Origin of the sequence: Pseudoalteromonas sp. McH1-42 (genome assembly GCF_022347845.1) — a bacterium.
Taxonomy (GTDB): domain Bacteria; phylum Pseudomonadota; class Gammaproteobacteria; order Enterobacterales; family Alteromonadaceae; genus Pseudoalteromonas; species Pseudoalteromonas rubra_D.
In genome coordinates, this window is sequence record NZ_JAKRFU010000021.1 from 112,162 (window position 1) to 133,200 (window position 21,039).

Below are 21,039 nucleotides of genomic sequence, written 5' to 3' on the forward strand. Positions count from 1 at the left end.
CATACCGGGTGATTAAAATATTCAAAAAGAGAGAAAAATGAGCAATAAAACCGTTTTAGTGACCGGTGCCACCGGATATAAGGGCACGGTATTAGTACCTAAGCTGCTCGCCAAAGGCTACCAGGTTATCGCGCTGGACACCCAATGGTTCGGTAACTTCCTGCCTGAACACAAAAACCTCACTGTAATTAAAGGTGATGTGCGTCATACCTCAGACATCGAACTGAGCGGCGTGGATAGCATTATTCACCTGGCCTCTATTGCCAATGACCCATGCGGTGACCTGGACCCCAAACTGACCTGGGAAGTAAGCGCACTGGCCACAATGCAATTGGCAGACAAAGCGAAACGTGCCGGTATCAAGCAATTCATTTACGCCTCTTCAGGCAGTGTCTACGGTGTGAAAGATGAAGAGCAGGTCACTGAAGACCTAACTTTAGAGCCCATCTCAGAATATAACAAAACCAAAATGGTCGCCGAGCGTGTGCTACTAAGCTATGCCGACGATATGGCTGTACAAATTGTTCGCCCTGCCACCGTATGTGGGTTGTCACCCCGTCAAAGACTGGATGTATCCGTCAATATGTTGACGATGCAGGCACTTGAAAATAGCAAAATCACCGTTTTTGGTGGTGCGCAAGTAAGGCCAAACATCCATATTGACGATATTACTGACCTGTATATCTATATGCTGGAACACCCAGAGAAAACCAGTGGGGTGTTCAATGCAGGCTTTGAGAATATCTCCATCATGGATATCGCGAACATGGTAAAAGCTCAGGTGGAGTGCGACATTGAAGTGACACCTTCAAACGACCCAAGGTGTTACCGCATCAACTCAGACAAACTCCTTGAGACCGGCTTTAAGCCAACTAAAAATGTCGCCACTGCGATTGAAGAGCTGATCGCCGCGTATCGCGCAGGCCAGTTAAAAAATGAAGATCGCTTCTATAACCTTAAATGGATGCAGCGGGAAGTATTATGAGCAAGCAACAAGGCATCGTCGCCCCAATCCCTCGCCGGGATCCCATTGTCGCCCTGACCGAAGACTATGTGCATACACTGAGTCAGGTGCTGGCACAGCTCGATGGCAATGAAATTAAACAGCTGGTCAGTACTTTACTGGATATGAAAGCCAAAGGCGGTACCTTGTATTTATGTGGTAATGGCGGGTCTGCGGCCAACGCCATCCACCTTGCGAACGACTTTACATTTGGTGTTCACCCTCAAGGAGATGCCCTCAAAGTTGAGGCGCTGGCAGCAAATAGTTCAGTGTTAACTTGCCTCGGCAATGACATCGGTTACGACAACATTTTTGCCCATCAACTTAAGGTAAAAGCAGGTAAGCACGATGTGCTGATGGTGCTCTCAGGTAGCGGCAATTCAGGCAATATCATTCGTGCTATAGAGCAAGCTCACTTGCTCGGTATGCATACCGTCGGGATACTCGGTTTTGATGGTGGTAAAGCCAAGCCACTGGTCGACCAGGCATTTCACTTTGCGATCCAGGACATGCAGATCTCTGAGGATACCCAAGTGGTGATCGGACATATTTTAATGAAAGCCCTTTATCAGGAGCTCAATCATGGCTAATGCGCCAATCCTTGTACTCGGTAGTAACTCCTTTTCGGGCGCATCGTTTTGCGCCCATTTACTAAAACAAGAACATTCAGTGCTGGCTGTCAGCCGCTCAGCAGAACCCCATAACGCGCTATTGCCCTACAAGTGGCAGGCAAACCAGCCAGACTTTCATCAGCTCGACCTGAACCACCAGTTGGACGACATCATGGCGCTCATCAAACGCCATAAAGTCAATACTGTCTATAACTTTGCTGCACAGAGTATGGTGGGACAAAGCTGGCAATATCCAGAACACTGGTTTATGACCAACGCTGTCTCGACCATCAAGCTGCATAATCAGCTCAAGGACCTAGATCACCTGGACAAGTACGTGCATATCTCCACGCCTGAGGTCTACGGTAGCTGCGAAGGCCTGGTCCAAGAGCACCGTAACTACCAACCGAGCACTCCTTATGCGGTGTCTCGTGCTGCAGCAGATATGAGCTTGCATACGTTTTTTGATGTCTACAAATTCCCTGTACTATTTACCCGTGCAGCGAATGTGTATGGTGAAGGCCAACAACTTTATCGCATCATCCCAAGAACCATTTTGTTTGCCTTGTTAGGTAAGGTATTACCCCTGCATGGCGGCGGTCACTCTACCCGTTCATTTATTCATATCGATGATGTGTCAGATGCCACACTGAAAATAGGCAATCACGGTACACTGGGCGAGACGTATCATATTTCGACCGAGCGCATGATCACCATTCGCGCATTAGTTGAGCTTATCTGCGATATGCTGCAAGTGCCCTTTGAACAGGTCTGCGCTGTCACAGAAGACCGCCTCGGCAAAGATGCAGCTTACCTGCTGGACAGCAACAAGGTCCGCTCAGAACTCAACTGGCAGGATCAAGTCTCGCTGGAAAACGGCCTGGAGCGCACCATCGCCTGGGTGAAACAGTACCAGAGCGAACTTGGCACATTACCCCATGACTACATTCATAAAGCGTGAGATCCCCATGTCCGGACAAGAAATCGATTTATTAAGAAATTACCCTAAATCTAAGCGCGATACCAAAGGCCGCGCCAACGTAATCACCGAAGCGGACCGTGAAATTGCCAGACAATATGGCAAGGACTTCTTTGATGGCGATCGTACCTATGGTTATGGTGGCTTTAGTTACTTCCCCCGTTTCTGGCAACCCGTGGTACCGGATCTCAAAGCACACTTCGGCCTCGATGCAGGCTCCAGCCTGCTAGACGTGGGATGTGCAAAAGGCTTTATGCTGTACGACCTGCAACAGTTGATCCCAGGTATGACATTGCGCGGACTGGATATTTCAGAATACGCATTGGAACATGCCAAAGAAGAAGTCAAAGATCTGCTGACGCAAGGCAACGCCAAAGCGCTGCCCTACGAAGACAATAGCTTTGATGTGGTGATGTCAATCAACACCATTCACAACCTGGAAGAAAATGAATGTGCCATGGCACTGCGTGAAATTGAACGCGTCAGCCGTGGCAAGTCTTTCATTACCGTTGATGCTTATCGCAACGACGAAGAAAAAGAGCGCATGATGGAATGGGCACTGACTGCCAAGACGATTATGCATGTGGATGACTGGAAACAGTTCTTCCGTGACAACGGTTACACTGGCGATTTTTATTGGTTTATTCCTTAGGCATATTATGACTTTGAACTCCATCGCAGCGCAGATACGTTACACCCTGTGTGACGTGTCCAGCCAGACTAAAACACCGCATCTGGGCAGTTGTTTGTCCTGCGTTGATATTCTGACAGTATTGTACTGGCGTACAATGCACATCACGCCCAACGAGCCAGACAACCCCGAAAGAGATTATTTTTTACTCGGTAAAGGGCATGCCGCCAGCGCACTTTACACCACCCTCGCCTATCGTGATTACTTTTCTCCCGCCGCTCTGTATGAACATGGCCAGACAGGTAGCCAGTTTGAAGAGCATCCGGGGATACATGCCCCCGCTGGTGTAGAAACAGTCTCAGGCTCTTTAGGTCATGCATTATCTCTGGCAACCGGAATGGCACTGAGCACCCAGCTCAAGGGCGCTAAAAACCGATTTTATGTACTTATGGGCGACGGTGAAATCAATGAGGGCACTGTCTGGGAAGCTGCGATGTTTGCAGCCGGCAAACGCTTAAGTAACCTGGTTGCCATTGTAGACTTTAACAAGTTACAAGGGACTGGTGAAAGTACCAAGATTATGCATCTGGAGCCGCTTGAAGAGAAATGGCGTTCATTCGGCTGGCATACAGTACGCGTCGACGGTCATGACCTCAGTGCGCTGGAACAGGCTTTAGAAGCCGCAAAATCCATCCAACAGCCTGTGTGCATTGTTGCTGATACTGTAAAAGGCAAAGGCGTGTCATTTATGGAAAATGACAACAACTGGCATTACCGCATTCCAACTACAGAAGAAGTAGCGCACGCAAAACAGGAGCTGGGAGTATCATGAGAAACGCGTTTGCACGAGTCCTGACTGAGCTTGCTAAAGACGACACATCGCTGTTGCTCTATTACGCTGATATCGGCAATCGATTGTTTAACCCCTTAAAGGAGTTTGCCGAAGATCGCACCATCAATGCTGGAATAGCCGAAGCCAATATGGCCTCAATGGCCGCAGGCAGCGCGATGATGGGCCACAAGCCTTTCATTTATACTATTACCCCGTTTACCACGTCACGAAACTTTGAACAGATCAAGATTGACATAGCCTATCAGAATCAGCCTGTGATCATCGTCGGTACCGGCTCTGGCTTATCGTATGCCAACCTGGGCCCGACTCATCACTCATTCGAAGATATTGCCCTGATGCGCGCCTTGCCAAATATGCACGTGATCTGTCCGGCTGATGCCTATGAACTTGAACAACTGATGCCACAGTTGATCGAGCTCAATGCACCCTGTTACTTCAGAATTGGTAAAAAGAATGAGCCGGCAGTCCACGAAGGTAAACCTGCACTTACCTTTGGCAAAGTGCATGTCATGCGCCCCGGTGAACGCATTGCGGTACTCAGTACCGGCACCATTATGCCACTGGCGCAAGATCTAGTAACTACATTGAACGAAAGTGGATTATCGCCTGAACTGGTGAGTTTCCACACAGTAAAACCGCTCGACGAAGATTACCTGAACGATGCCATGACACGGTTCGACCATGTGATCACACTCGAAGAGCACAATGTCAGTGGCGGCTTTGGTAGCGCCGTTTTGGAGTATTTTAGTGAGCAACCAAACTGGCCACGGGTTCACCGTTTCGGGATCCCGGACCGCTTTATTGATCAGGTGCATTCCACCACGGATGCCAGGGCTAAAGCAGGCCTGACTGTGACTGACATTATGAATACCTTATCAGAGCGAGGTGTGGTGTGATCATCGGTATTGATTTTGATAACACCATTGCCAACTACACCGGCGTGTTTTATCGCGTCGGCTGTGCGCTTGGCTGGCTACCTGAGTCGGTTGGCCAGAGTAAAAATGAAGTCAAGCAGCACTTTATCAGCCAGGATAACGAAACCAGATGGACTGAGTTACAAGGCATCGTTTACGGCAAAGAAATTTCTCAGGCACAACCTTATCCGGATTGCCTTGAGACACTCAGAAAATGGCGTAAACAAGGACATACTCTCAAGCTTATTTCGCATAAAACACGCTATCCCATCATAGGTGAACGCGTCGATTTTCATGTCGCTGCCACCCGGTGGTTAGAAGACAATGGTTTTGTGGGCACACTCGATGCCCCGCTTGAAAAGTCAGACTTGTTTTTCAACGAAACCAAAGAAGACAAGCTTTTATGTATTAGCACGCTTGGCTGTGAACTGTTTGTTGATGATCTGGAATCCATATTCAACCATGATTTATTCCCCGCTCACTGTAAAAAGGTGTTATTTAATACCAGGTCTGACGACCCGGCCTTAGCACCTGTTAAGTTCTGGTCTGATATTCCGGATAAGTTATGATAAATGATGCGGTGCGCCATTGGTTAGAAGACGTGCTGGGCACGGAAAACTTTACTATTGCCTCACTTAATGGCGGCGCAAATAATCGCGGTTATGAGATTGTGTCAAAAGGCACAAGTTGGTTTCTAAAGTCTTTCTCGCCCAACCACACGCAATCGGGTCATAAACTTGCCAACGAATTTGGTTTTTCGCAGTACTTATGGCAAAACGGCGTCACATCTGTACCAGAACCCATTGCTTGCAACGCACAAGCGTATGTCAGCCTTTTTAGCTTTATTCAGGGTGACCCCGTCACTGAGGCAAAACCCGGTTCAGTCAAAGAAGCTCTGCAATTTCTTGAGCACATTAATGCCATTTCTCAGCCCAGAGCACACTTGAATATCGCGTCGGAGAGCCCCGACTCCCTGTATGGGTTTTATAGCATCATTGAGAAACGACTGGCCAGATTTCAACCGCAACAAGATAACCGGGCCCTCAAGACTTTGCTGCAACAGATCCAGACTCGGGCGAACAAGCTGCTCTGTCACTTGCCCGCTGGTGCTAAGACCACGCAAACAAGAGAGGTGTTATCACCTTCCGACTTCGGCTTTCATAATGCGTTGCAAACGAGCCAGGGCGTAGTCTTCTTCGACTTTGAATATGCAGGCATAGATACCAGCTGGAAACTCTTGTGTGATTTTTTCTCACAGCCGGCGGTACCTGTTGACCTCACCTCCCTGGATATCTTCTTCGCCAGTCGTTTGTTTGAGCATGTCCCGAGCCAAAAGGATACTTTCCTGACAATATTAGAACTGACTCAGTTGAAATGGTGTTTAATCATGTTAAATGAGTTTATTGGCGATGTACAAAGTCGCCGTCAATTTTCATGGAACAAAAATTGCTTAAAACCTAGTGAACTAGAAGAAATAAAGGTCATGCAATTGATTAAAAGCCAAAAATACTTTGCATCAATTGCATCGAACATCGAGTCAGCAGCCAGCTTGTGTGACTGAAATGCATGAAGCTATGAATCCCAGTGCTGAGCGTGCACCAAGGCATTAATACTTGCCCTATCGAGAAAATGAGGAACACTATGTCTGAAATTACCACGAGATTTGAAATCGTTTATCGAGAAAACAATTTATCAGACAGAGACTATTATGTTTATGGTTCGGGCGGCGGCGGCTTGGATATCCTGCGTTATATCGAAGAAAAAGGCCTGAGAGCCCCGCTTGCAGTCCTCGACAGAGAGGCCAAAGCTGAACCACTAGAAGTACTTAGTGCTTATGAGTTAAAAGAAGTCGCACATCCTGTTGTGGTGTCTTCCATTTCTTTTTACGGCGAGATTAAACATGCCCTTGTTAAGCACAATGCGCAGTTTAAATCTCAGTTGATCCCACTCATGCCCTACAGCGAGAATGTGACGAACAGGCTCTATATCTCAGAATCTGCCTGGACTGAATATCAATCATTAGCAGAATCCTCATACAGAAAAAAGCATGGCTGGACAGGCTCTCATTTGCAGCAGCAGGGGTTTTATATCGGGGTGTCAGATGAAGCATTTGCCGACAACTTTCGCGTTTTATGTGACACATTGCCGCAGCAACATCATACCCTGGAGTCAAGCCGACAAGATTTTGACTACTTCTCTAACGCGTTAGGAGAGCAAAACTCGGATTTACAACGGCTTGAGATCACCACTGAAGCACAGACCTTGATCCAGCATTTTCTGGAACAACATTATGATGAAATCGCAGAGCAACTCGGAAGCCACTGGAAAGTCGTCAATAGCCGCATCACTAAACTTGCCAAAGTGTTAAATTCCAATGTCGGCTCAAACAAGCTGCACTTGGATAACATGCCAAAACCGGTGAAAAAGATTTTGCTTTATATTACCCCGCCATCTGCTAACACAGGCTCAACCATGATGGAGCTGGAGGATGGTAGTCAGGTGACGGTTGAAGGCCCACAAGGTACTTTTTTGCTCTTTCAAAACAGTCGCCTCAAGCATCGCGGGCTGTCTACAGACAAACTGAACAGACTGGTATGCGAACTCACTGTGGCGACCAATCAATACAAAGACACTCAGGTCCGTAAAGTCGGTTTAGTGTCTGAGTTTCCTTATAAACCCTGGCAACGATGTGGGGCATACAAAGTCAACCTGGGCGGCGGCGCTAACTTTAATGGTGAAAACTGGATATGCTACGACGAATGCGACGGAGCCAACATAGAGCCAATTAGCTTTACACCAGACACCCGTTTGCCCAACTCAGATCACAGTTGTAGCTTAGTCTACTCGTCTCACTTCTTTGAGCATATCAACCATGAAACACTGGCCAATTTGCTGACGGAAAGCTGGCGGATCCTGCAACACGATGGCGATCTGTTAGTTAAGATCCCGGACTTTGATTCAGCAAGGGAGGCAGGTCTCAATGGCGACATGGAATATTTTGATCAGTTCTCACAGTCGAAAGCGCTATTACAGTGCTGGCAAAAGTATGATGTCGATCCTGATTGCGCGCTCTCTCATGCCGCAAACGTTATTACCAGCTTCTGGGATGCAGACTACGGCCACCTATACAAAAATCAAACATCCAGCCGCGCAGGTTACTGCGGACCCGCTAAGCTTTCCAGTGCGCAATACGCTGAGATTCTTAAGATAGAATCGATAAACGAGATTTCAAAGATTCTGACGCAAAAAGTCCGAGCGACTGAGAGCGACTTTCAGTTCAATCATCAAAATGCCTGGACTAAACAAGAGTTTATAGATCTGGTATCCGATTTTGGCTTTGAGCTTGTTTCCACAGATTATGAACTGCTCGAATATGCCTTCCCGGATGTCCCAGACTTCGAGGCACACAAGCCAATCAGTAACTATTACTATTTTAAAAAAATTGCCAATAAGGGGAAGTCATGAAAGCCGCTGTTTTATTCAATACCGGTGAACCTCTGGAAATCATCAACGGCATTCAAATGCCCGCGCTGACGCGAGGGCAAGTGCAAGTGAAACTCTTGTACAGCGGACTGTGTCATTCACAGCTAATGGAAGTGCAAGGTGGCAGAGGTGAAGACAAATATTTGCCCCACTTGCTCGGCCATGAAGGAGTCGGCATTGTCGAAACCATAGGTGAAGGTGTCACTAAAGTATCGCCCGGCGATAAGGTCGTTATAGGCTGGATCAAAGGTGACGGGCTGGATGCACCTGGTGGGAAGTATCCTCATGAGGATTACCTGATTAACTCAGGCAGCGCGACCACGCTATGCGAAAAAACCATAGTTGCCGAAAACCGGCTGGTGACCTTACCTGACGACTTCCCGGAAAAGCTGGCTGTACTGCTGGGCTGTGCCTTGCCGACCGGATTAGGCTTAGTCTTTAATGAACTGCAGCCCCTGCCAAACAGTACTCTGGCCGTTTTTGGTCTCGGCGGGATAGGTATGAGCGCGTTGATCGCTGCAAAGCTGGGTCAGCCTCGTATGCTAATTGCCGTTGATGTAACGGAAGAAAAACTCGCGATGGCGAAGAAGCTTGGTGCAACACATACCATTAATGCGCTGGAGCAAGACCCCGTCGCGGCGATTCAGTCGCTTACCGATGGCCAGGGAGTCGAGTACAGTATCGAAGCATCTGGCCAAACTCGCACAATCGAGCAAGCATTTGAATCGGTCAAAGATGGTGGCGGGCAGTGTATTTTCGCTTCTCATCCACGTGATGATGAGAAGATTTCACTGGAGCCGCACGCATTCCATCGAGGGAAATCTATTCGTGGTAGTTGGGGCGGTGCCAGCAGACCGGATGTCGATATTCCCAAATTTATTGCGCTGTATAACGAAGGAAAGCTTGAGCTGGATGACCTGATAACGCGCACATACCCGCTAGAGGACGTCAATACTGCACTGGACGACTTACACAACAAAAAAATCATACGCGCGTTGATAGAGATTTAATCGTGATCCGTGTCGGAGGTAAAGATGAGCAAGTATAAGCTACCACTGAAACCCTACCCCAACAGAGTACTGATGGATTTGAGTTCAGACTGTAACTTAAAGTGCCCCATGTGTGTCGTTCATGGCAACACAGACGATCCAAAAGTGCTGGAAATCATCAAGAAAAATATGAAGGTAACGGACGCCAAGCAAATTCTCGATGAAATTGAGGGTCATACAGAAACAATAGGACCCGGACTGTGGAGTGAGCCCCTCATGGGCCGTGATATTTTGATGCACCTTAACAGCATGAAACGTAGGGGTTTCAAAATATCAATGAACTCAAATGGCCTGCTGCTCAATAAGAAAATGGCCGCTAACCTGGTTGAAATCGACGTTGATAGCATTACGGTCAGTGTCGACTCTACGACAAATGAAACGCTCAGCAAAATTCGTGGTGTCGAGAAACTGGAAAAAATTGAACAGCATGTTAAGCAGCTATTGGCTATTCGTGGAGATGCGCCTTCACCCAGGATCGGGGTGTCGTTTACAAAGCAAGCTGAGAATCTGCATGAAGAAGCAGAGTTCATTGAAAAGTGGACCCAGATCGTTGACTTCGTGAGAATTGGGGAAGTATTTGAGGAAGGTAAATTTCCGAATATAGAAATAGACCAAAGTAAACGCATTCCCTGTGCTGAACTATACGAAACAATGACAATCCACACGAACGGAGATGTCTCAATTTGCTGTCTTGATGGGTTTAAAGATGTGGTGGTCGGTAATGCGGTCCAGGAAGGCGTTAAAAACGTCTGGCAAGGCGAGAAGCTCAATGAAATTCGCAGACACCATGAGAATGGCGACTGGGACAAAGTGCCGTTTTGCAAAAATTGCGACCGTTGGGCTTCGAGCCAATATGAAGAGCGAACGGAAGGTAACCTCCTGATACGTAAGTCTGCCGAGTTTACTTTTTATAATCGCCTGGACAGATTAAATACGTGGAAGAAATAGATTACTATGGACAATACGAAATATTTAGAATCCTTACTATGTGAGCTTGATGGTAAGCATAGCGACACACTGCGTGAAACACTCAGAGCGCAGAATGTCACACTTGATGAACTCCTCTCTCAGCCTGTCACTATCGTAGGTGCGGCTGATGAAGGGGTCCGATTACTGAGTATCTTTCAGTCACTCAATGCACAAGATGTCCAGATTGTAGATATGAACCAGGCAAAGATAGGCCAGCTGGCGCATGAGCAGCATCGGGTTCAGCCATTTTGTAAAAGCAACATCGAATCGCGCCACGTGATCCTGGCAACACACAGAACCTGTAAAGCCTACAACACCTGTAAAGAGATGCATGCCAGCTCAGTGAACACCTTTATGCATCTTCAGTTGCTTTACCCACAAACCTTCGAGCCGCACTTTTTCCATGAAAACATGCTCGAAACCCTGCTGAACAATGTATCAGCACTCAAAGCGTTGCAAGGCAAACTGGCTGATGATTTATCTCTTGGCGTGCTGGCTTCTTGCCTGGATTATCGCCTGCATGGCGACCCCAGTGTCATGGACCCCCACATTGATTGGGAGTTGTATCTGCCAACGGGGATCGATCTGTCTCGTTTTGCCAGCCACTATGTAGATTGTGGTTCTTTCGACGGCGACAGTGTTGCCTTGCACATCAATCGCTATCCAGACATAGTGAAAGGCGCATATGCCTTTGAACCCGACCCCGCCACATTTGCACGGCTGAGCGAAAATATGGCCCACTTTGGCTTTGTTGAGTGTGTCAATAAGGGCGTCGGCAACAGCGTGACTAAACTGGGCTTCTCTGCAAATAAAGACAGGGCTTCACTGTTCTCAGAAACAGGCGAATTAAGCATTGATATCACTACGTTAGACAGTGAACTAACTCACTTCGCGCCAAGCATGATAAAAATGAACATCGAAGCATTCGAGCCCTTTGCTTTGGAAGGCGCCACACAAACTATACAGCGTAACTTGCCGCTGCTGGCCATTTCCGTTTACCACCAGCCTGAACATATTTTTTCATTACAAAAGCAGGTCGAAGACATCGCGCCAGGCCGCTACCAGTTTTATTTAAGGCAACATGATGGCGGTCTGGTAGAAACGGTGCTGTATGCAGTTCCGCTATAAACACAATCACTACAACGCATTTATTTAAGGCATTTGATTATGAACTCTCTACAGGTTGTCCTGTATGGCATCAATAGCGTAACTAACACGTTACTACAGTCCCACCCGGATGCTATTTTTGCAACCACTCAGGGTGGTGGCACTTATCACAACAAGCCTATCCTTAGCCTCGAAGAGCTCAGTGCACAGTACAACACCCCGGGCATTCAGATCATCATTTGCTCTATGTTTGTGGACGACATTGCCAATGCTCTGGTAGAGCATGGGTTTTCACTCTCAGCAATCTATTTTTATAATATTACTCACTGTAAAGTATTAAGCTGTGAAGACACCATTCGAAAGTCCGGAGGCACAGAGCAAACACTACATGTCGTGTATGATATGAAGGTGAACCTGCCCTGTTACGATGCGCTGAGCTTTGCCGCCGTCGCCGAGGCAGAAAGGATTAAACGAAAGCTCAAATATATTCACTTTTATATGCTTTCCGCTAATCCCGGCGGCAATAAGTTATCTTTCGATGCCAACTACACAGAGGACGACAGAAGTTGGCGTATCGCCAATATCGTCAAGCCCATTTTTGAGAGCCTGCCTTCGTATATTGGCTGCAGTGACATTATCAATCGAGCAGATCTTACACCTACAATGGCGGGTAAATTAAACCTATTTCCCGAGGATATTCTGACCACTCAAGCAGGTGTAGCCCATGGCTTGCTCAAGCTTGAAGAATATTATAACAATGGGATCCCAATGCCAGAGTTAAAGGTGCAACCCGCAGCGGCGAGTATGGTCCAAACACTGCTGGATCATTGTCATGCACAAAATAAAAAACTGGTCACCCTCACCTTAAGAAACACGCCAACACACCCCGAGCGAAATACCCCTGTAGGCCCCTGGATAGAATTCCTGCAATCGCTCGATACTGACACCTACTTTCCGGTGTTGCTAAGAGACACCTCTGAATGTCTTAATGCAACGCCACTGAGTCAGTTGGCTTTTGAAGTACCTGCAGCAACAATCAGCTTTGCATTGCGTATCGCTTTGTACGATGCAGCTTACATCAACCTGAGCTCGTCTGGTGGCCCCAGTTTTGCCTATTACTTTTTAAAAGGGTGTTCCTCAATACGTTACTCACCGATTGATGATAATCACTTTGCAACGGCCAGAAATACGCTGGAAACGGCAGGATTCAAAATCGGAGAAGAACAGTTTTTTGCACAAAATGGGCTTCACCAAATCCCCTTTGAAGTCGAAACATTCGAGTCGATACAGCAAGCCTTTAATCACCAATGCCAGATGTTGGAGTGCAACACCTATGAAGTTTGATCAGTGGTTAATGACAACTTTATTGCAACCTATGGGAGTCAAATCCACAAGTACACTCATGGTACACAGTGCATTCAGTGGCTTGAGTAAACAAGGTGTTCAGGCTGCTTCGTTGTGTGAGTTCTTGCTTAATTACGTACATCAGGGCAACGTCATTATGCCAACGATGACCTGGCGCACCGTCACGCAAGCACAAAACTGCTTCGACGTTAAAGCAACCCCGTCACATACGGGTATATTGTCAGAGCTATTCAGAACACAATTTGCGACCCACAGAAGTTTACACCCAACCCATTCGGTTGCAATTGCCGGACCTGATGCAGAGTATTTAACGCAGGGACACCACCTCAACCCGGGACCCTGCTCCGATTCAAGCCCTTATGGCTTGATAGAAAACTCAAAACTAAAAGACGACGCATATATTTTGCTGATTGGGGTAGCGCTTGAAAGCTGCACCTATATACATTACTTTGAAGAACACTTTAACTTTGATGCGTTTTTGCAAAGTAAGACAGAGCATTATCGACTGATACAAACTAACGAAGAGGTAGTTGAGTACAACGTGCATCGCCACACACGTAGCGTCAGGGACTTTCATCAATTTGGTAACGCACTGCATAACATGAACGCGTTAACAGTCGCCCTATTCGGCGACACGCCAATAACGTTGCTCAAAGTGCACGCCCTGTCTGAGGTTGTCCGGGCTGAGTTCGAACGCTCACCACTGGCAACGCTGCCCTGCCACTCATATATGCAAAATACACTATGAAACAGCCACACTCTGCGACCAGCGCCGGTGCTCAGTACATTCAGGCCCCCATTATACAACTCACAACAAAGCACCTGACGGAACTAAAAACGCTAGCAGCCAACGCGCACAATGGTCGCTTCAGATACTGTCTTCATGAGAGCCATGAAGCAGCCATTCAGGAGATGATCATCTGCCTGCATGGAATGAGTTACTTTCCTCCTCATCGTCACCCTACCGGGGTCGTAGAGTCCTATCACATGATTGAGGGGCAGATGGACGTATTTACGTTCGACGATGCGGGAAACATCATTGGTAAAACAGCCCTTGCACCGATACATGCTTCAGATGAAAATAAAGTGTTCTTTCATAAAGTTACCAGCCCTTGTTATCATACCGTGGTACCCAGGAGCGACTACGTTATTTATCATGAAGTACTGACAGGCCCATGGGTCCCCGACTATACAAGCCAGACAGCGCCTTTTTCACCTGCTCCGGAAGATAGTGCTGCCGTGGATAAATTTATCAGAGAGTTAAATGAGTTCCGAGTTTAAAACCGTTAGAGTGGCTGTTGTTGGGATTGGCAGCTGGGGAAAAGCAATCGTCAAAACACTGCGTAATGAAGTGTCTGATGTCCAACTTTCCCATGTTGTTACCAGTAATAGTGAAGTTGCCCCCCTGCTCCCGGAGCAGACTAAGATATTGGCCAGCTGGGATGAGCTGGTAACCCACAGTGATGAATTCGATTGTGTCGTCGCAGCACTGCCACCGCACCTTAATCTGCCGCTAGCGCAGTTGCTGTTGCCCCTGGGTATCCCACTATTTATGGAGAAGCCGCTCGCCTTGTCTGCACAGGATGCGCACACAGTTTTGTCGTTGGCGACACGCCATCAGAGCATTGTGCATATTGACCACATAGATTTGTATAATCCGGCCGTGGTTGAGATTGCGGCACGTCTGAACTCGCCGGTCACTTCTGTCAGCGGCAAGATAGGTGCAGCCTATCCTCGCCGTGCGATTATGCGCCCGCTTTGGGAGTACTCCCCACACTTTATTGCTGCCAGCCTTAAACTTGTCGCGTCTCGGCCGATAAGTATATCAGCCTGTTACGATAACATAGCGCCTGAGCTGCAAGACCAGACGCAAAGGGAGCTGGTTACTGTCACTATCCGCTTCGAAAATGGCGCACAAGCGACCATCCAGGCTGGCAACGGTATGATCAACAAAACGCGCATGCTAACAGTCTCTGCGACAAATCAGCAGTTCGAATTCGTTGACCGAGGTGCCGTGCCACTAAAAGAAAATAATAAAGAAATCGCGGTCGATCCGACATTGCCCCTGGCAAAATCTCTGGCCCACTTTGTCAACAAAGTACGCACAGGCGACAACAGCCTGACAGATTTTTCTGAGGGCGTCAGGGTCATTGAAATTCTGGAAGCCGCGGATCGCGCACTTGACGAACGAAGAGAGGTAAAATTGTGAGTCATAACCTCAATGAACTGGCTTTGTACGGTGGAAGCCCCGCTATTAGCGCCCCCTTTCCTGCGAGGAAAGCCTTTGGTCCAGGTGAAGAGCAAGCTGTCCTGGCGGTGCTTGACTATTATCGGGAGCGAGATGAAGACCCCTGTTACCGGGGCCCGTTTGAGACCCAATTGTGCAGCGCCTTCTCTGACTATATGGGTGGCGGCTACAGCGTCGCGGTAGCGACTGGCACTGCGTCCGTCTATGTTGCATTGGCAGCACTTGAACTGCCTGCAGGCAGTGAAGTCATTATTTCACCGGTGACTGACGCAGGCCCTCTCAATTCAATTATCATGCAGAATTTGGTGCCGGTTGTCGCAGATGCTGCGCCAGATAGCTTCAATACCAGCTGGCCACAAATCGAAAAAGAGCTAACAGAAAATACACGTTGTATCATGCTAGTACATTGTGGCGGTCTGCCTGTTGCTGACACTGAAGTTATTGTGGCAGAAGCGCGTGCTCGGGGCATTAAAGTACTGGAAGACTGTGCGCAAGCGCCCGGGGCCAGGTTAAATGGCCAGCTAGTCGGTACCTTTGGTGACATTATGGCCACATCCACTATGTACCGAAAAAATATCGCTTCGCCTGGCAGCGGAGGTCTGGTATTTTGTCGCGACCAGGATTTATACCATAGTGCACTTGCACATTCTGACCGTGGCAAACCGCTATGGTCTGATGAATATGTCGAGCGTAATCCGGCACAGCACTTATTCCCTGCTTTAAACTGGAACACGAATGATTTCAGCTGTGCGGTGACGCTGGCCTCTTTACAACGCCTGAACCAAACCATCACAGATAGAACCCGTGCCATGACGCAATTACGAGAGGCAATAAACAGTCATTCTGATATTTGCAGTATTACTGCCTGGCAAGGTGACCCTTCTCCGTTTTTCATCCAGGTGAAAATCGATACTTCAAGGTTAAATGTCGATAAATTTGAGTACTGTCAGGCTCTGGTTGCCGAGGGAGTACCGATGAATCCGGACTACAAATTCCTTGTTGCGGATTGGCACTGGTCACATGAACATTTTAAACAGCAACCGGTCACAACCCCCAATGCGACTCATGCCCGGGATACCTCATTTAATCTATACGTTAATGAAAACTATGACGCGTCGCACGTTAGCATGATTGTGGCTGCGATCACTAAAGTTGATCGCTACTTTCGCCACGCCTAAATCAAAGAGTACTGTACATGAATAAAATCACTCAACAATTAACTCAACTGCGCGATAACTGTCGTCTCTGCCTTAGCAAGGATGTTCAGGTTGCTATTCCCTTTAAGCCGACGCCGCTTGCAGAAAAGTATGCACAAAACAAAACTGACGCCTCTGCACCTGCATTACCCGTTGATTTGTACATTTGTAATGAATGTGGTCACGTGCAAATCCTTGATGTAGTCGACCCGGAATACCTGTGGGCTGATTATACCTACCATTCAGGCCAGACTCAGGGGATCATTGATCACTTTAAAGACGTGTCAGAGCTGATCCTCAATAAGTATGGGCCACTTCCGCAGCCCTTTGTGCTGGATGTAGGCAGTAATGACGGCACCTTCCTAAAGTGCTTTAAAGAAAAAGGCTTCAAAGTGTTGGGGATTGATCCTGCCAGCGATATTGCCGCTCAGGCGACCCGCAACGGTATCGAAACTATCGCGGATTTAATGACAGCCGAAAACGGACAAAAAATCGTTGCACAACACGGTCAGGCCTCTTTGGTGACGGCATTTAACGTATTTGCACATGCCGATGAAATGCGAGATCTACTCAAAGGTATTGCAACAACCCTGGCGGATGATGGTTTATTTGTATTTGAAGTATCCTACCTCAAAGACATCATAGACAAGATGCTCATTGGTACCATCTTTCATGAACATTTGTGTAATCACTCTCTCAAACCTATGATTAATTTCCTCGCGACGGAAGGGCTGGAAGTGATCCACGTCGAACATGTCTCGATTCAGGGAGGCTCCATCATAGGATTTGCGCAGCATAAATCAGGTCCTCGCCCGATTCAGCCATCAGTTGCACAGATGATTGAGCAAGAAGACGCCAGCGACTTGCACAGTATGACCACAATGAATGCATTCGTTGCACGTTTTGACGCCATGAAGGAGCAAGCCAAAGCCCTAATCGCCGAACGCCAGCCAGGTGTCATTGCGGCTTATGGTGCAGCGCGTAGCGGCCCCATGCTGCTAACGCAATATGACATTGGTGCGGATATCACAGAAATCTACGACGATCATTCACAAAAGGTGGGACGTTATACACCGGGAGACAGTATTCTGGTTGAGCCAACGGCAAAGTTAATGGACACAATGCCGACATTGACAGTCATATTAGCCTGGATCCATGCCAAAGCCATTGTCAAAAAACACCTGGATTATCTTGAACAAGGTGGTGCGTTTTTAACCTTAACACCGCAAGTTGTACTGATCACGAAAGAGAACTATGCAGACTTCATCAGCTAAAATAAAACTGGGCTTCATTGGTGCCGGCTTCATAGGACAGGTCGCGCACATTGAAAACTATGCGCAGCTCGACGACTGTGAGCTGTATGGTATCGCGGATCTACGTCCAGAGCTGTTGACACAAGTTGCCAGCAAATTTGGTTTTAATAAGACCTATGCCGATCATCATGCACTGCTTGAGGACGATGACATCGATGCCGTTATTGTGGTAACAGCACGTGCTCACACCGTACAAGTCGTCAAAGATTGCTTGCTTGCCGGAAAACATGTATTCAGTGAGAAACCCATGGCAGGTAACAGCAAAGATGCAAGTGCATTGGTCGAGCTAGCTAAGGCCCGTCAGCTCGTTTACTGCGTGGGTTACATGAAAAGATTTGATGCAGGCGTTATCAAAGCGAAAGCCCTCTTTTCTCAGCTGATCGACAGTAAAGAACTAGGTGAATTACTGCAGGTCAACGCGCACTGCTATATGGGCGACAGTTATTGCAAAGCCGGTGGTTATATTCACTCACAGCAGGCACGCCCGCAAATGCCCGATGAGGCTGACTTTGCACCTGAGTGGCTCAATAGTGAGCATCGTCCCCTGTTCGCGCGTTATGTCAACGTTCACTCTCACCTGTTGAATTTACTCAGGTATTTTCTAAACTGTGACATGGATGTAGAGTACTTTAACTTTTTGTCGGCAAAAGCCCATGTGTGTGTAATGCGTACTGATCGCCAGCTTGTCACTTTGCATACGGGTGAAGTAGATCAGAAAGACTGGCAGGAACAGTGCACATTTGTGTTTGAACATGGTCAGTTGCAGGTTTCTTTGCCGCCGGCGCTACTGCGAAATGTGCCGGCACAGGTGGAACTGCAACGCAACGGTGAGATCGCGGAAAAAACACAGTATCAGGCTCCCTGGTCCTGGGCATTTAAAACGCAAGCTCAGGCGTTCCTTGAGGCACTGAGACAGCAGAACCTTAGCAGCCCTATCGCTGCAAGTGAAGCACTTTCCGACATTCAACTTGCAGAGGAAATATGGCAGAAGATCAGCAATTAACACCGATTATATTTGGTGCCAGTGGGCTGCTGGGTAGCCACTTATATCGCCACTTCGTTGCAACACGACCGAATTCGATTGGCACTTACGCACACAACCCACAACCAGGTATGCAACAGTTTCGGCTCCAGGATAATACACTGGCCGATCTAACGCTGGATACTTCATGCCAGTACATTGCCATTATTTGTGCTTCACTCACCAACATTGGTGCAATTAACGCAGCGCCGGAAAAAGCAGCTCAGGTGAATGTGGAAGCGACACTTGCCTTAATCAAGGAACTCCATCAACAGCAGATCCCGATTATCTTTGTTTCGACAGATAACGTTTTCACTGGTGATACGGGGTATTACTCTGATGACAGCTTAGCGCCAGCAGTATCGGAATATGGCAAGCAAAAACGCCACGTAGAAAATGCTCTCATGTCACTCACTGACGGTCAGGCCTGTGTCATAAGGCTGGCAAAAATCATAGGCAACCCGGGCGCAGATGGTACTATTCTCAATGATATCGCAGGCCAAATAAGCTCCGGCGACCCTGTAAGAGCTGCCACGGACTTGATTTTCAACCCTACCGATATCATGGATATTGTCAGCGCCTTTAACTTGCTAGTAGAGCAAAACGCCAAAGGGTTCTATAACTTTTGTAATCCACAATCATATAGCCGCTATGATTTGGCTGAGATGATGGCAAATGCATTACAAAGTGACACTGTGCTGTGCCCAATCCGTTTTGCCGAACTGGACCCCAACGCAAAGCGCCCGCTGAATACAACAATGGTAAACTCCACTCTCTTCTCCGAGTTCGATTTTACATCTGTACACACCTGTATAGCATCCGGTATAGCGCAATGGAAAAAATGATACCAAAGCCAAAACGTGTATTAGTACAGGGCAATTTTGATGTGCTGCACCCGGGCCATATCAGACTACTCAACTTTGCCCGAGACTGTGGTGATGAGCTCATTGTCGCAATCAATACCGATTCAGCGATGACCGTAAAAAGCCGCGTTAAGGAAAAGCACCGTTTAGAAATTGTGCAATCACTTGAATGTGTTAACGAAGCCTTTTTGACTGATCAGACACCCGAACAGGTTGTACAGCAACATCGACCTGCCATTGTCGTCAAGGGAAAAGAGTTTGAAACCCGTCACAACGCCGAGTTAAGTGCATTGCAAGAATATGGGGGAAAGCTGGTTTTCGGCTCTGGTGAGTTCGAGACCAATGCCGACCATTACATTCGCCGCACCACCTCAGTGGGGCGAAACTTTGACTACCAGGAAGCCAAGCAATTTGCACAACGTCATGAAATAACACAAGCGGATTTAGTCAGTCTGTTTAACAACATGCGTGCCTTACGTGTACTGGTAATTGGCGAAGTCATCGTAGATGAGTATGTACAAGGAACAGCGGTTGGGTTATCGCAGGAAGACCCAACGATTGTAATGACCCCAAATCGTAAAGACAGGTTTCTTGGTGGCGCTGCTATCACAGCAGGACACATCAAAGCACTGGGAGCCAAAAGTGTGACACTGGCCTCTGTACTGGGCGAAGATAATACGGCCTCCTACGCCACTGAGAATATCTCAGAGTACCAGGTTGAGCCGCTGTTCTTTACCGATCCAAGCCGTCCGACTCCGCTTAAAACCAGGTACCGGGCTGGCAACAAAACGCTGTTACGCGTTAATCAGGTCAGACAGCATAAGATTGCACGAGAATTACAGGAACAAATCTACAGCGCCATCGAGAAAAAGCTCGATACCACAGATCTGCTGGTCTTTTCCGACTTCAATTATGGCGTATTACCTCAACCTCTGGTAGAGCGTTTAAGTGCCGCATGTCAGCTTCGTAACATTCGTATGGTTGCGGATAGCCAGACCTCTTCTCAGGTGGGTGACATTTCACGCTACTGTGGGATGGACTTGTTAACCCCGACCGAACGAGAAGTGCGCGTAGCACTGAATAATACCGATGATGGCCTGGTGATTCTGGCGCAAAAGCTCATCGAAAAGACACAGAGCCAAAATTTGGTGATAACCCTGGCCGAGGAAGGCATACTGGTGCATAAACCCGACCTGCCTGTGCAAAAATGGGAAAATGATCGCTTACCCGCACTCAACCCCAACGCCGTTGACCCAGCAGGTGCTGGTGATTGCTTGCTTGCGGCAAGCTCGCTGGCGCTGGTTGCGGGTGCCAACATATGGCAAGCCTGTTACCTTGGTAGCCTGGCAGCAGCCTGTCAGGTTGCATCACTTGGTAATACGCCTCTGTCATCTAGCATACTAGAAAAAGCCGTCAAGGACTCGTTCAGTTAAA

At 47.8% G+C, this 21,039-nt stretch carries 21 protein-coding genes; all 21 read left to right on the forward strand.

Features of this window, described 5'->3' with window-relative positions; all coding sequences use genetic code 11:
• The first annotated feature begins 37 nt into the window (after positions 1–37).
• The 21 genes from MHN31_RS18400 to MHN31_RS18500 all read left to right on the forward strand — a co-directional run bounded on the left by MHN31_RS18400 (position 38) and on the right by MHN31_RS18500 (position 21,038).
• Complete coding sequence (locus tag MHN31_RS18400) at positions 38–985, forward strand: SDR family oxidoreductase (RefSeq protein ID WP_239444995.1); 948 nt, start codon at positions 38–40, stop codon at positions 983–985.
• Positions 982–1,593, forward strand: coding sequence for an SIS domain-containing protein (locus MHN31_RS18405; RefSeq protein WP_125563851.1), 612 nt, complete (start codon positions 982–984; stop codon positions 1,591–1,593). Before MHN31_RS18400 ends, MHN31_RS18405 begins: the two co-directional genes overlap by 4 nt.
• Positions 1,586–2,575, forward strand: a complete 990-nt coding sequence (locus tag MHN31_RS18410) for a GDP-mannose 4,6-dehydratase (RefSeq protein ID WP_239444996.1) — start codon at positions 1,586–1,588, stop codon at positions 2,573–2,575. Before MHN31_RS18405 ends, MHN31_RS18410 begins: the two co-directional genes overlap by 8 nt.
• The gene (locus tag MHN31_RS18415; protein WP_239444997.1) at positions 2,553–3,245 is read left to right on the forward strand and encodes a class I SAM-dependent methyltransferase; all 693 of its coding nucleotides are present in this window, start codon (positions 2,553–2,555) and stop codon (positions 3,243–3,245) included. The genes MHN31_RS18410 and MHN31_RS18415 overlap by 23 nt, the downstream gene beginning before the upstream one ends.
• A gap of 7 nt (positions 3,246–3,252) precedes the next feature.
• On the forward strand, positions 3,253–4,056 hold the full coding sequence (locus MHN31_RS18420) for a transketolase (RefSeq protein WP_194866798.1): 804 nt from the start codon (positions 3,253–3,255) through the stop codon (positions 4,054–4,056).
• Positions 4,053–4,973: a transketolase C-terminal domain-containing protein gene (locus MHN31_RS18425; RefSeq protein ID WP_239444998.1), complete on the forward strand. Its 921-nt coding sequence runs from the start codon at positions 4,053–4,055 to the stop codon at positions 4,971–4,973. Before MHN31_RS18420 ends, MHN31_RS18425 begins: the two co-directional genes overlap by 4 nt.
• Positions 4,970–5,560 carry an HAD family hydrolase gene (locus MHN31_RS18430; RefSeq protein WP_239444999.1) on the forward strand — a complete coding sequence of 197 codons (591 nt, stop codon included), beginning with the start codon at positions 4,970–4,972 and terminating at the stop codon, positions 5,558–5,560. Before MHN31_RS18425 ends, MHN31_RS18430 begins: the two co-directional genes overlap by 4 nt.
• Positions 5,557–6,552, forward strand: coding sequence for an aminoglycoside phosphotransferase family protein (locus tag MHN31_RS18435; protein WP_239445000.1), 996 nt, complete (start codon positions 5,557–5,559; stop codon positions 6,550–6,552). The genes MHN31_RS18430 and MHN31_RS18435 overlap by 4 nt, the downstream gene beginning before the upstream one ends.
• Positions 6,553–6,632: 80 nt before the next feature.
• Positions 6,633–8,456, forward strand: a complete 1,824-nt coding sequence (locus MHN31_RS18440; RefSeq protein WP_239445001.1) for a hypothetical protein — start codon at positions 6,633–6,635, stop codon at positions 8,454–8,456.
• Complete coding sequence (locus tag MHN31_RS18445) at positions 8,453–9,484, forward strand: zinc-binding dehydrogenase (protein ID WP_194866801.1); 1,032 nt, start codon at positions 8,453–8,455, stop codon at positions 9,482–9,484. Before MHN31_RS18440 ends, MHN31_RS18445 begins: the two co-directional genes overlap by 4 nt.
• A gap of 24 nt (positions 9,485–9,508) precedes the next feature.
• Positions 9,509–10,471, forward strand: coding sequence for a radical SAM protein (locus MHN31_RS18450; RefSeq protein WP_049863686.1), 963 nt, complete (start codon positions 9,509–9,511; stop codon positions 10,469–10,471).
• Positions 10,472–10,477: 6 nt separating this feature from the next.
• A complete protein-coding gene (locus tag MHN31_RS18455; protein ID WP_239445002.1) occupies positions 10,478–11,620 on the forward strand; it encodes an FkbM family methyltransferase in 1,143 nt (380 codons plus the stop codon).
• A gap of 39 nt (positions 11,621–11,659) precedes the next feature.
• On the forward strand, positions 11,660–12,943 hold the full coding sequence (locus tag MHN31_RS18460) for a hypothetical protein (protein ID WP_239445003.1): 1,284 nt from the start codon (positions 11,660–11,662) through the stop codon (positions 12,941–12,943).
• Positions 12,933–13,712 carry an AAC(3) family N-acetyltransferase gene (locus MHN31_RS18465; RefSeq protein ID WP_239445004.1) on the forward strand — a complete coding sequence of 260 codons (780 nt, stop codon included), beginning with the start codon at positions 12,933–12,935 and terminating at the stop codon, positions 13,710–13,712. The genes MHN31_RS18460 and MHN31_RS18465 overlap by 11 nt, the downstream gene beginning before the upstream one ends.
• Positions 13,709–14,245, forward strand: a complete 537-nt coding sequence (locus MHN31_RS18470; RefSeq protein ID WP_125563871.1) for a WbuC family cupin fold metalloprotein — start codon at positions 13,709–13,711, stop codon at positions 14,243–14,245. The genes MHN31_RS18465 and MHN31_RS18470 overlap by 4 nt, the downstream gene beginning before the upstream one ends.
• Entirely contained in the window at positions 14,229–15,173 is a 945-nt protein-coding gene (locus tag MHN31_RS18475; protein WP_239445005.1) for a Gfo/Idh/MocA family oxidoreductase, read from the forward strand. The genes MHN31_RS18470 and MHN31_RS18475 overlap by 17 nt, the downstream gene beginning before the upstream one ends.
• Positions 15,170–16,390 carry a DegT/DnrJ/EryC1/StrS family aminotransferase gene (locus MHN31_RS18480; RefSeq protein ID WP_239445006.1) on the forward strand — a complete coding sequence of 407 codons (1,221 nt, stop codon included), beginning with the start codon at positions 15,170–15,172 and terminating at the stop codon, positions 16,388–16,390. The genes MHN31_RS18475 and MHN31_RS18480 overlap by 4 nt, the downstream gene beginning before the upstream one ends.
• Before the next feature lie 17 nt (positions 16,391–16,407).
• Entirely contained in the window at positions 16,408–17,682 is a 1,275-nt protein-coding gene (locus MHN31_RS18485) for a class I SAM-dependent methyltransferase (RefSeq protein WP_239445007.1), read from the forward strand.
• Positions 17,663–18,724: a Gfo/Idh/MocA family oxidoreductase gene (locus MHN31_RS18490; protein ID WP_194866804.1), complete on the forward strand. Its 1,062-nt coding sequence runs from the start codon at positions 17,663–17,665 to the stop codon at positions 18,722–18,724. Before MHN31_RS18485 ends, MHN31_RS18490 begins: the two co-directional genes overlap by 20 nt.
• Positions 18,703–19,587 (forward strand): sugar nucleotide-binding protein, encoded by an 885-nt coding sequence (locus tag MHN31_RS18495; RefSeq protein WP_125563879.1) that lies wholly within the window; start codon positions 18,703–18,705, stop codon positions 19,585–19,587. The genes MHN31_RS18490 and MHN31_RS18495 overlap by 22 nt, the downstream gene beginning before the upstream one ends.
• Positions 19,575–21,038 carry a PfkB family carbohydrate kinase gene (locus tag MHN31_RS18500; RefSeq protein ID WP_125563881.1) on the forward strand — a complete coding sequence of 488 codons (1,464 nt, stop codon included), beginning with the start codon at positions 19,575–19,577 and terminating at the stop codon, positions 21,036–21,038. Before MHN31_RS18495 ends, MHN31_RS18500 begins: the two co-directional genes overlap by 13 nt.
• Position 21,039 lies beyond the last annotated feature (1 nt).

Coding starts and splice junctions, on each gene's coding strand:
- MHN31_RS18400 (WP_239444995.1), top strand. CDS start 38: ATGAGCAATAAAACCGTTTTAGTGACCGGTGCCACCGGATATAAGGGC.
- MHN31_RS18405 (WP_125563851.1), top strand. CDS start 982: ATGAGCAAGCAACAAGGCATCGTCGCCCCAATCCCTCGCCGGGATCCC.
- MHN31_RS18410 (WP_239444996.1), top strand. CDS start 1,586: ATGGCTAATGCGCCAATCCTTGTACTCGGTAGTAACTCCTTTTCGGGC.
- MHN31_RS18415 (WP_239444997.1), top strand. CDS start 2,553: ATGACTACATTCATAAAGCGTGAGATCCCCATGTCCGGACAAGAAATC.
- MHN31_RS18420 (WP_194866798.1), top strand. CDS start 3,253: ATGACTTTGAACTCCATCGCAGCGCAGATACGTTACACCCTGTGTGAC.
- MHN31_RS18425 (WP_239444998.1), top strand. CDS start 4,053: ATGAGAAACGCGTTTGCACGAGTCCTGACTGAGCTTGCTAAAGACGAC.
- MHN31_RS18435 (WP_239445000.1), top strand. CDS start 5,557: ATGATAAATGATGCGGTGCGCCATTGGTTAGAAGACGTGCTGGGCACG.
- MHN31_RS18440 (WP_239445001.1), top strand. CDS start 6,633: ATGTCTGAAATTACCACGAGATTTGAAATCGTTTATCGAGAAAACAAT.
- MHN31_RS18445 (WP_194866801.1), top strand. CDS start 8,453: ATGAAAGCCGCTGTTTTATTCAATACCGGTGAACCTCTGGAAATCATC.
- MHN31_RS18450 (WP_049863686.1), top strand. CDS start 9,509: ATGAGCAAGTATAAGCTACCACTGAAACCCTACCCCAACAGAGTACTG.
- MHN31_RS18455 (WP_239445002.1), top strand. CDS start 10,478: ATGGACAATACGAAATATTTAGAATCCTTACTATGTGAGCTTGATGGT.
- MHN31_RS18460 (WP_239445003.1), top strand. CDS start 11,660: ATGAACTCTCTACAGGTTGTCCTGTATGGCATCAATAGCGTAACTAAC.
- MHN31_RS18465 (WP_239445004.1), top strand. CDS start 12,933: ATGAAGTTTGATCAGTGGTTAATGACAACTTTATTGCAACCTATGGGA.
- MHN31_RS18470 (WP_125563871.1), top strand. CDS start 13,709: ATGAAACAGCCACACTCTGCGACCAGCGCCGGTGCTCAGTACATTCAG.
- MHN31_RS18475 (WP_239445005.1), top strand. CDS start 14,229: ATGAGTTCCGAGTTTAAAACCGTTAGAGTGGCTGTTGTTGGGATTGGC.
- MHN31_RS18485 (WP_239445007.1), top strand. CDS start 16,408: ATGAATAAAATCACTCAACAATTAACTCAACTGCGCGATAACTGTCGT.
- MHN31_RS18490 (WP_194866804.1), top strand. CDS start 17,663: ATGCAGACTTCATCAGCTAAAATAAAACTGGGCTTCATTGGTGCCGGC.
- MHN31_RS18495 (WP_125563879.1), top strand. CDS start 18,703: ATGGCAGAAGATCAGCAATTAACACCGATTATATTTGGTGCCAGTGGG.
- MHN31_RS18500 (WP_125563881.1), top strand. CDS start 19,575: ATGGAAAAAATGATACCAAAGCCAAAACGTGTATTAGTACAGGGCAAT.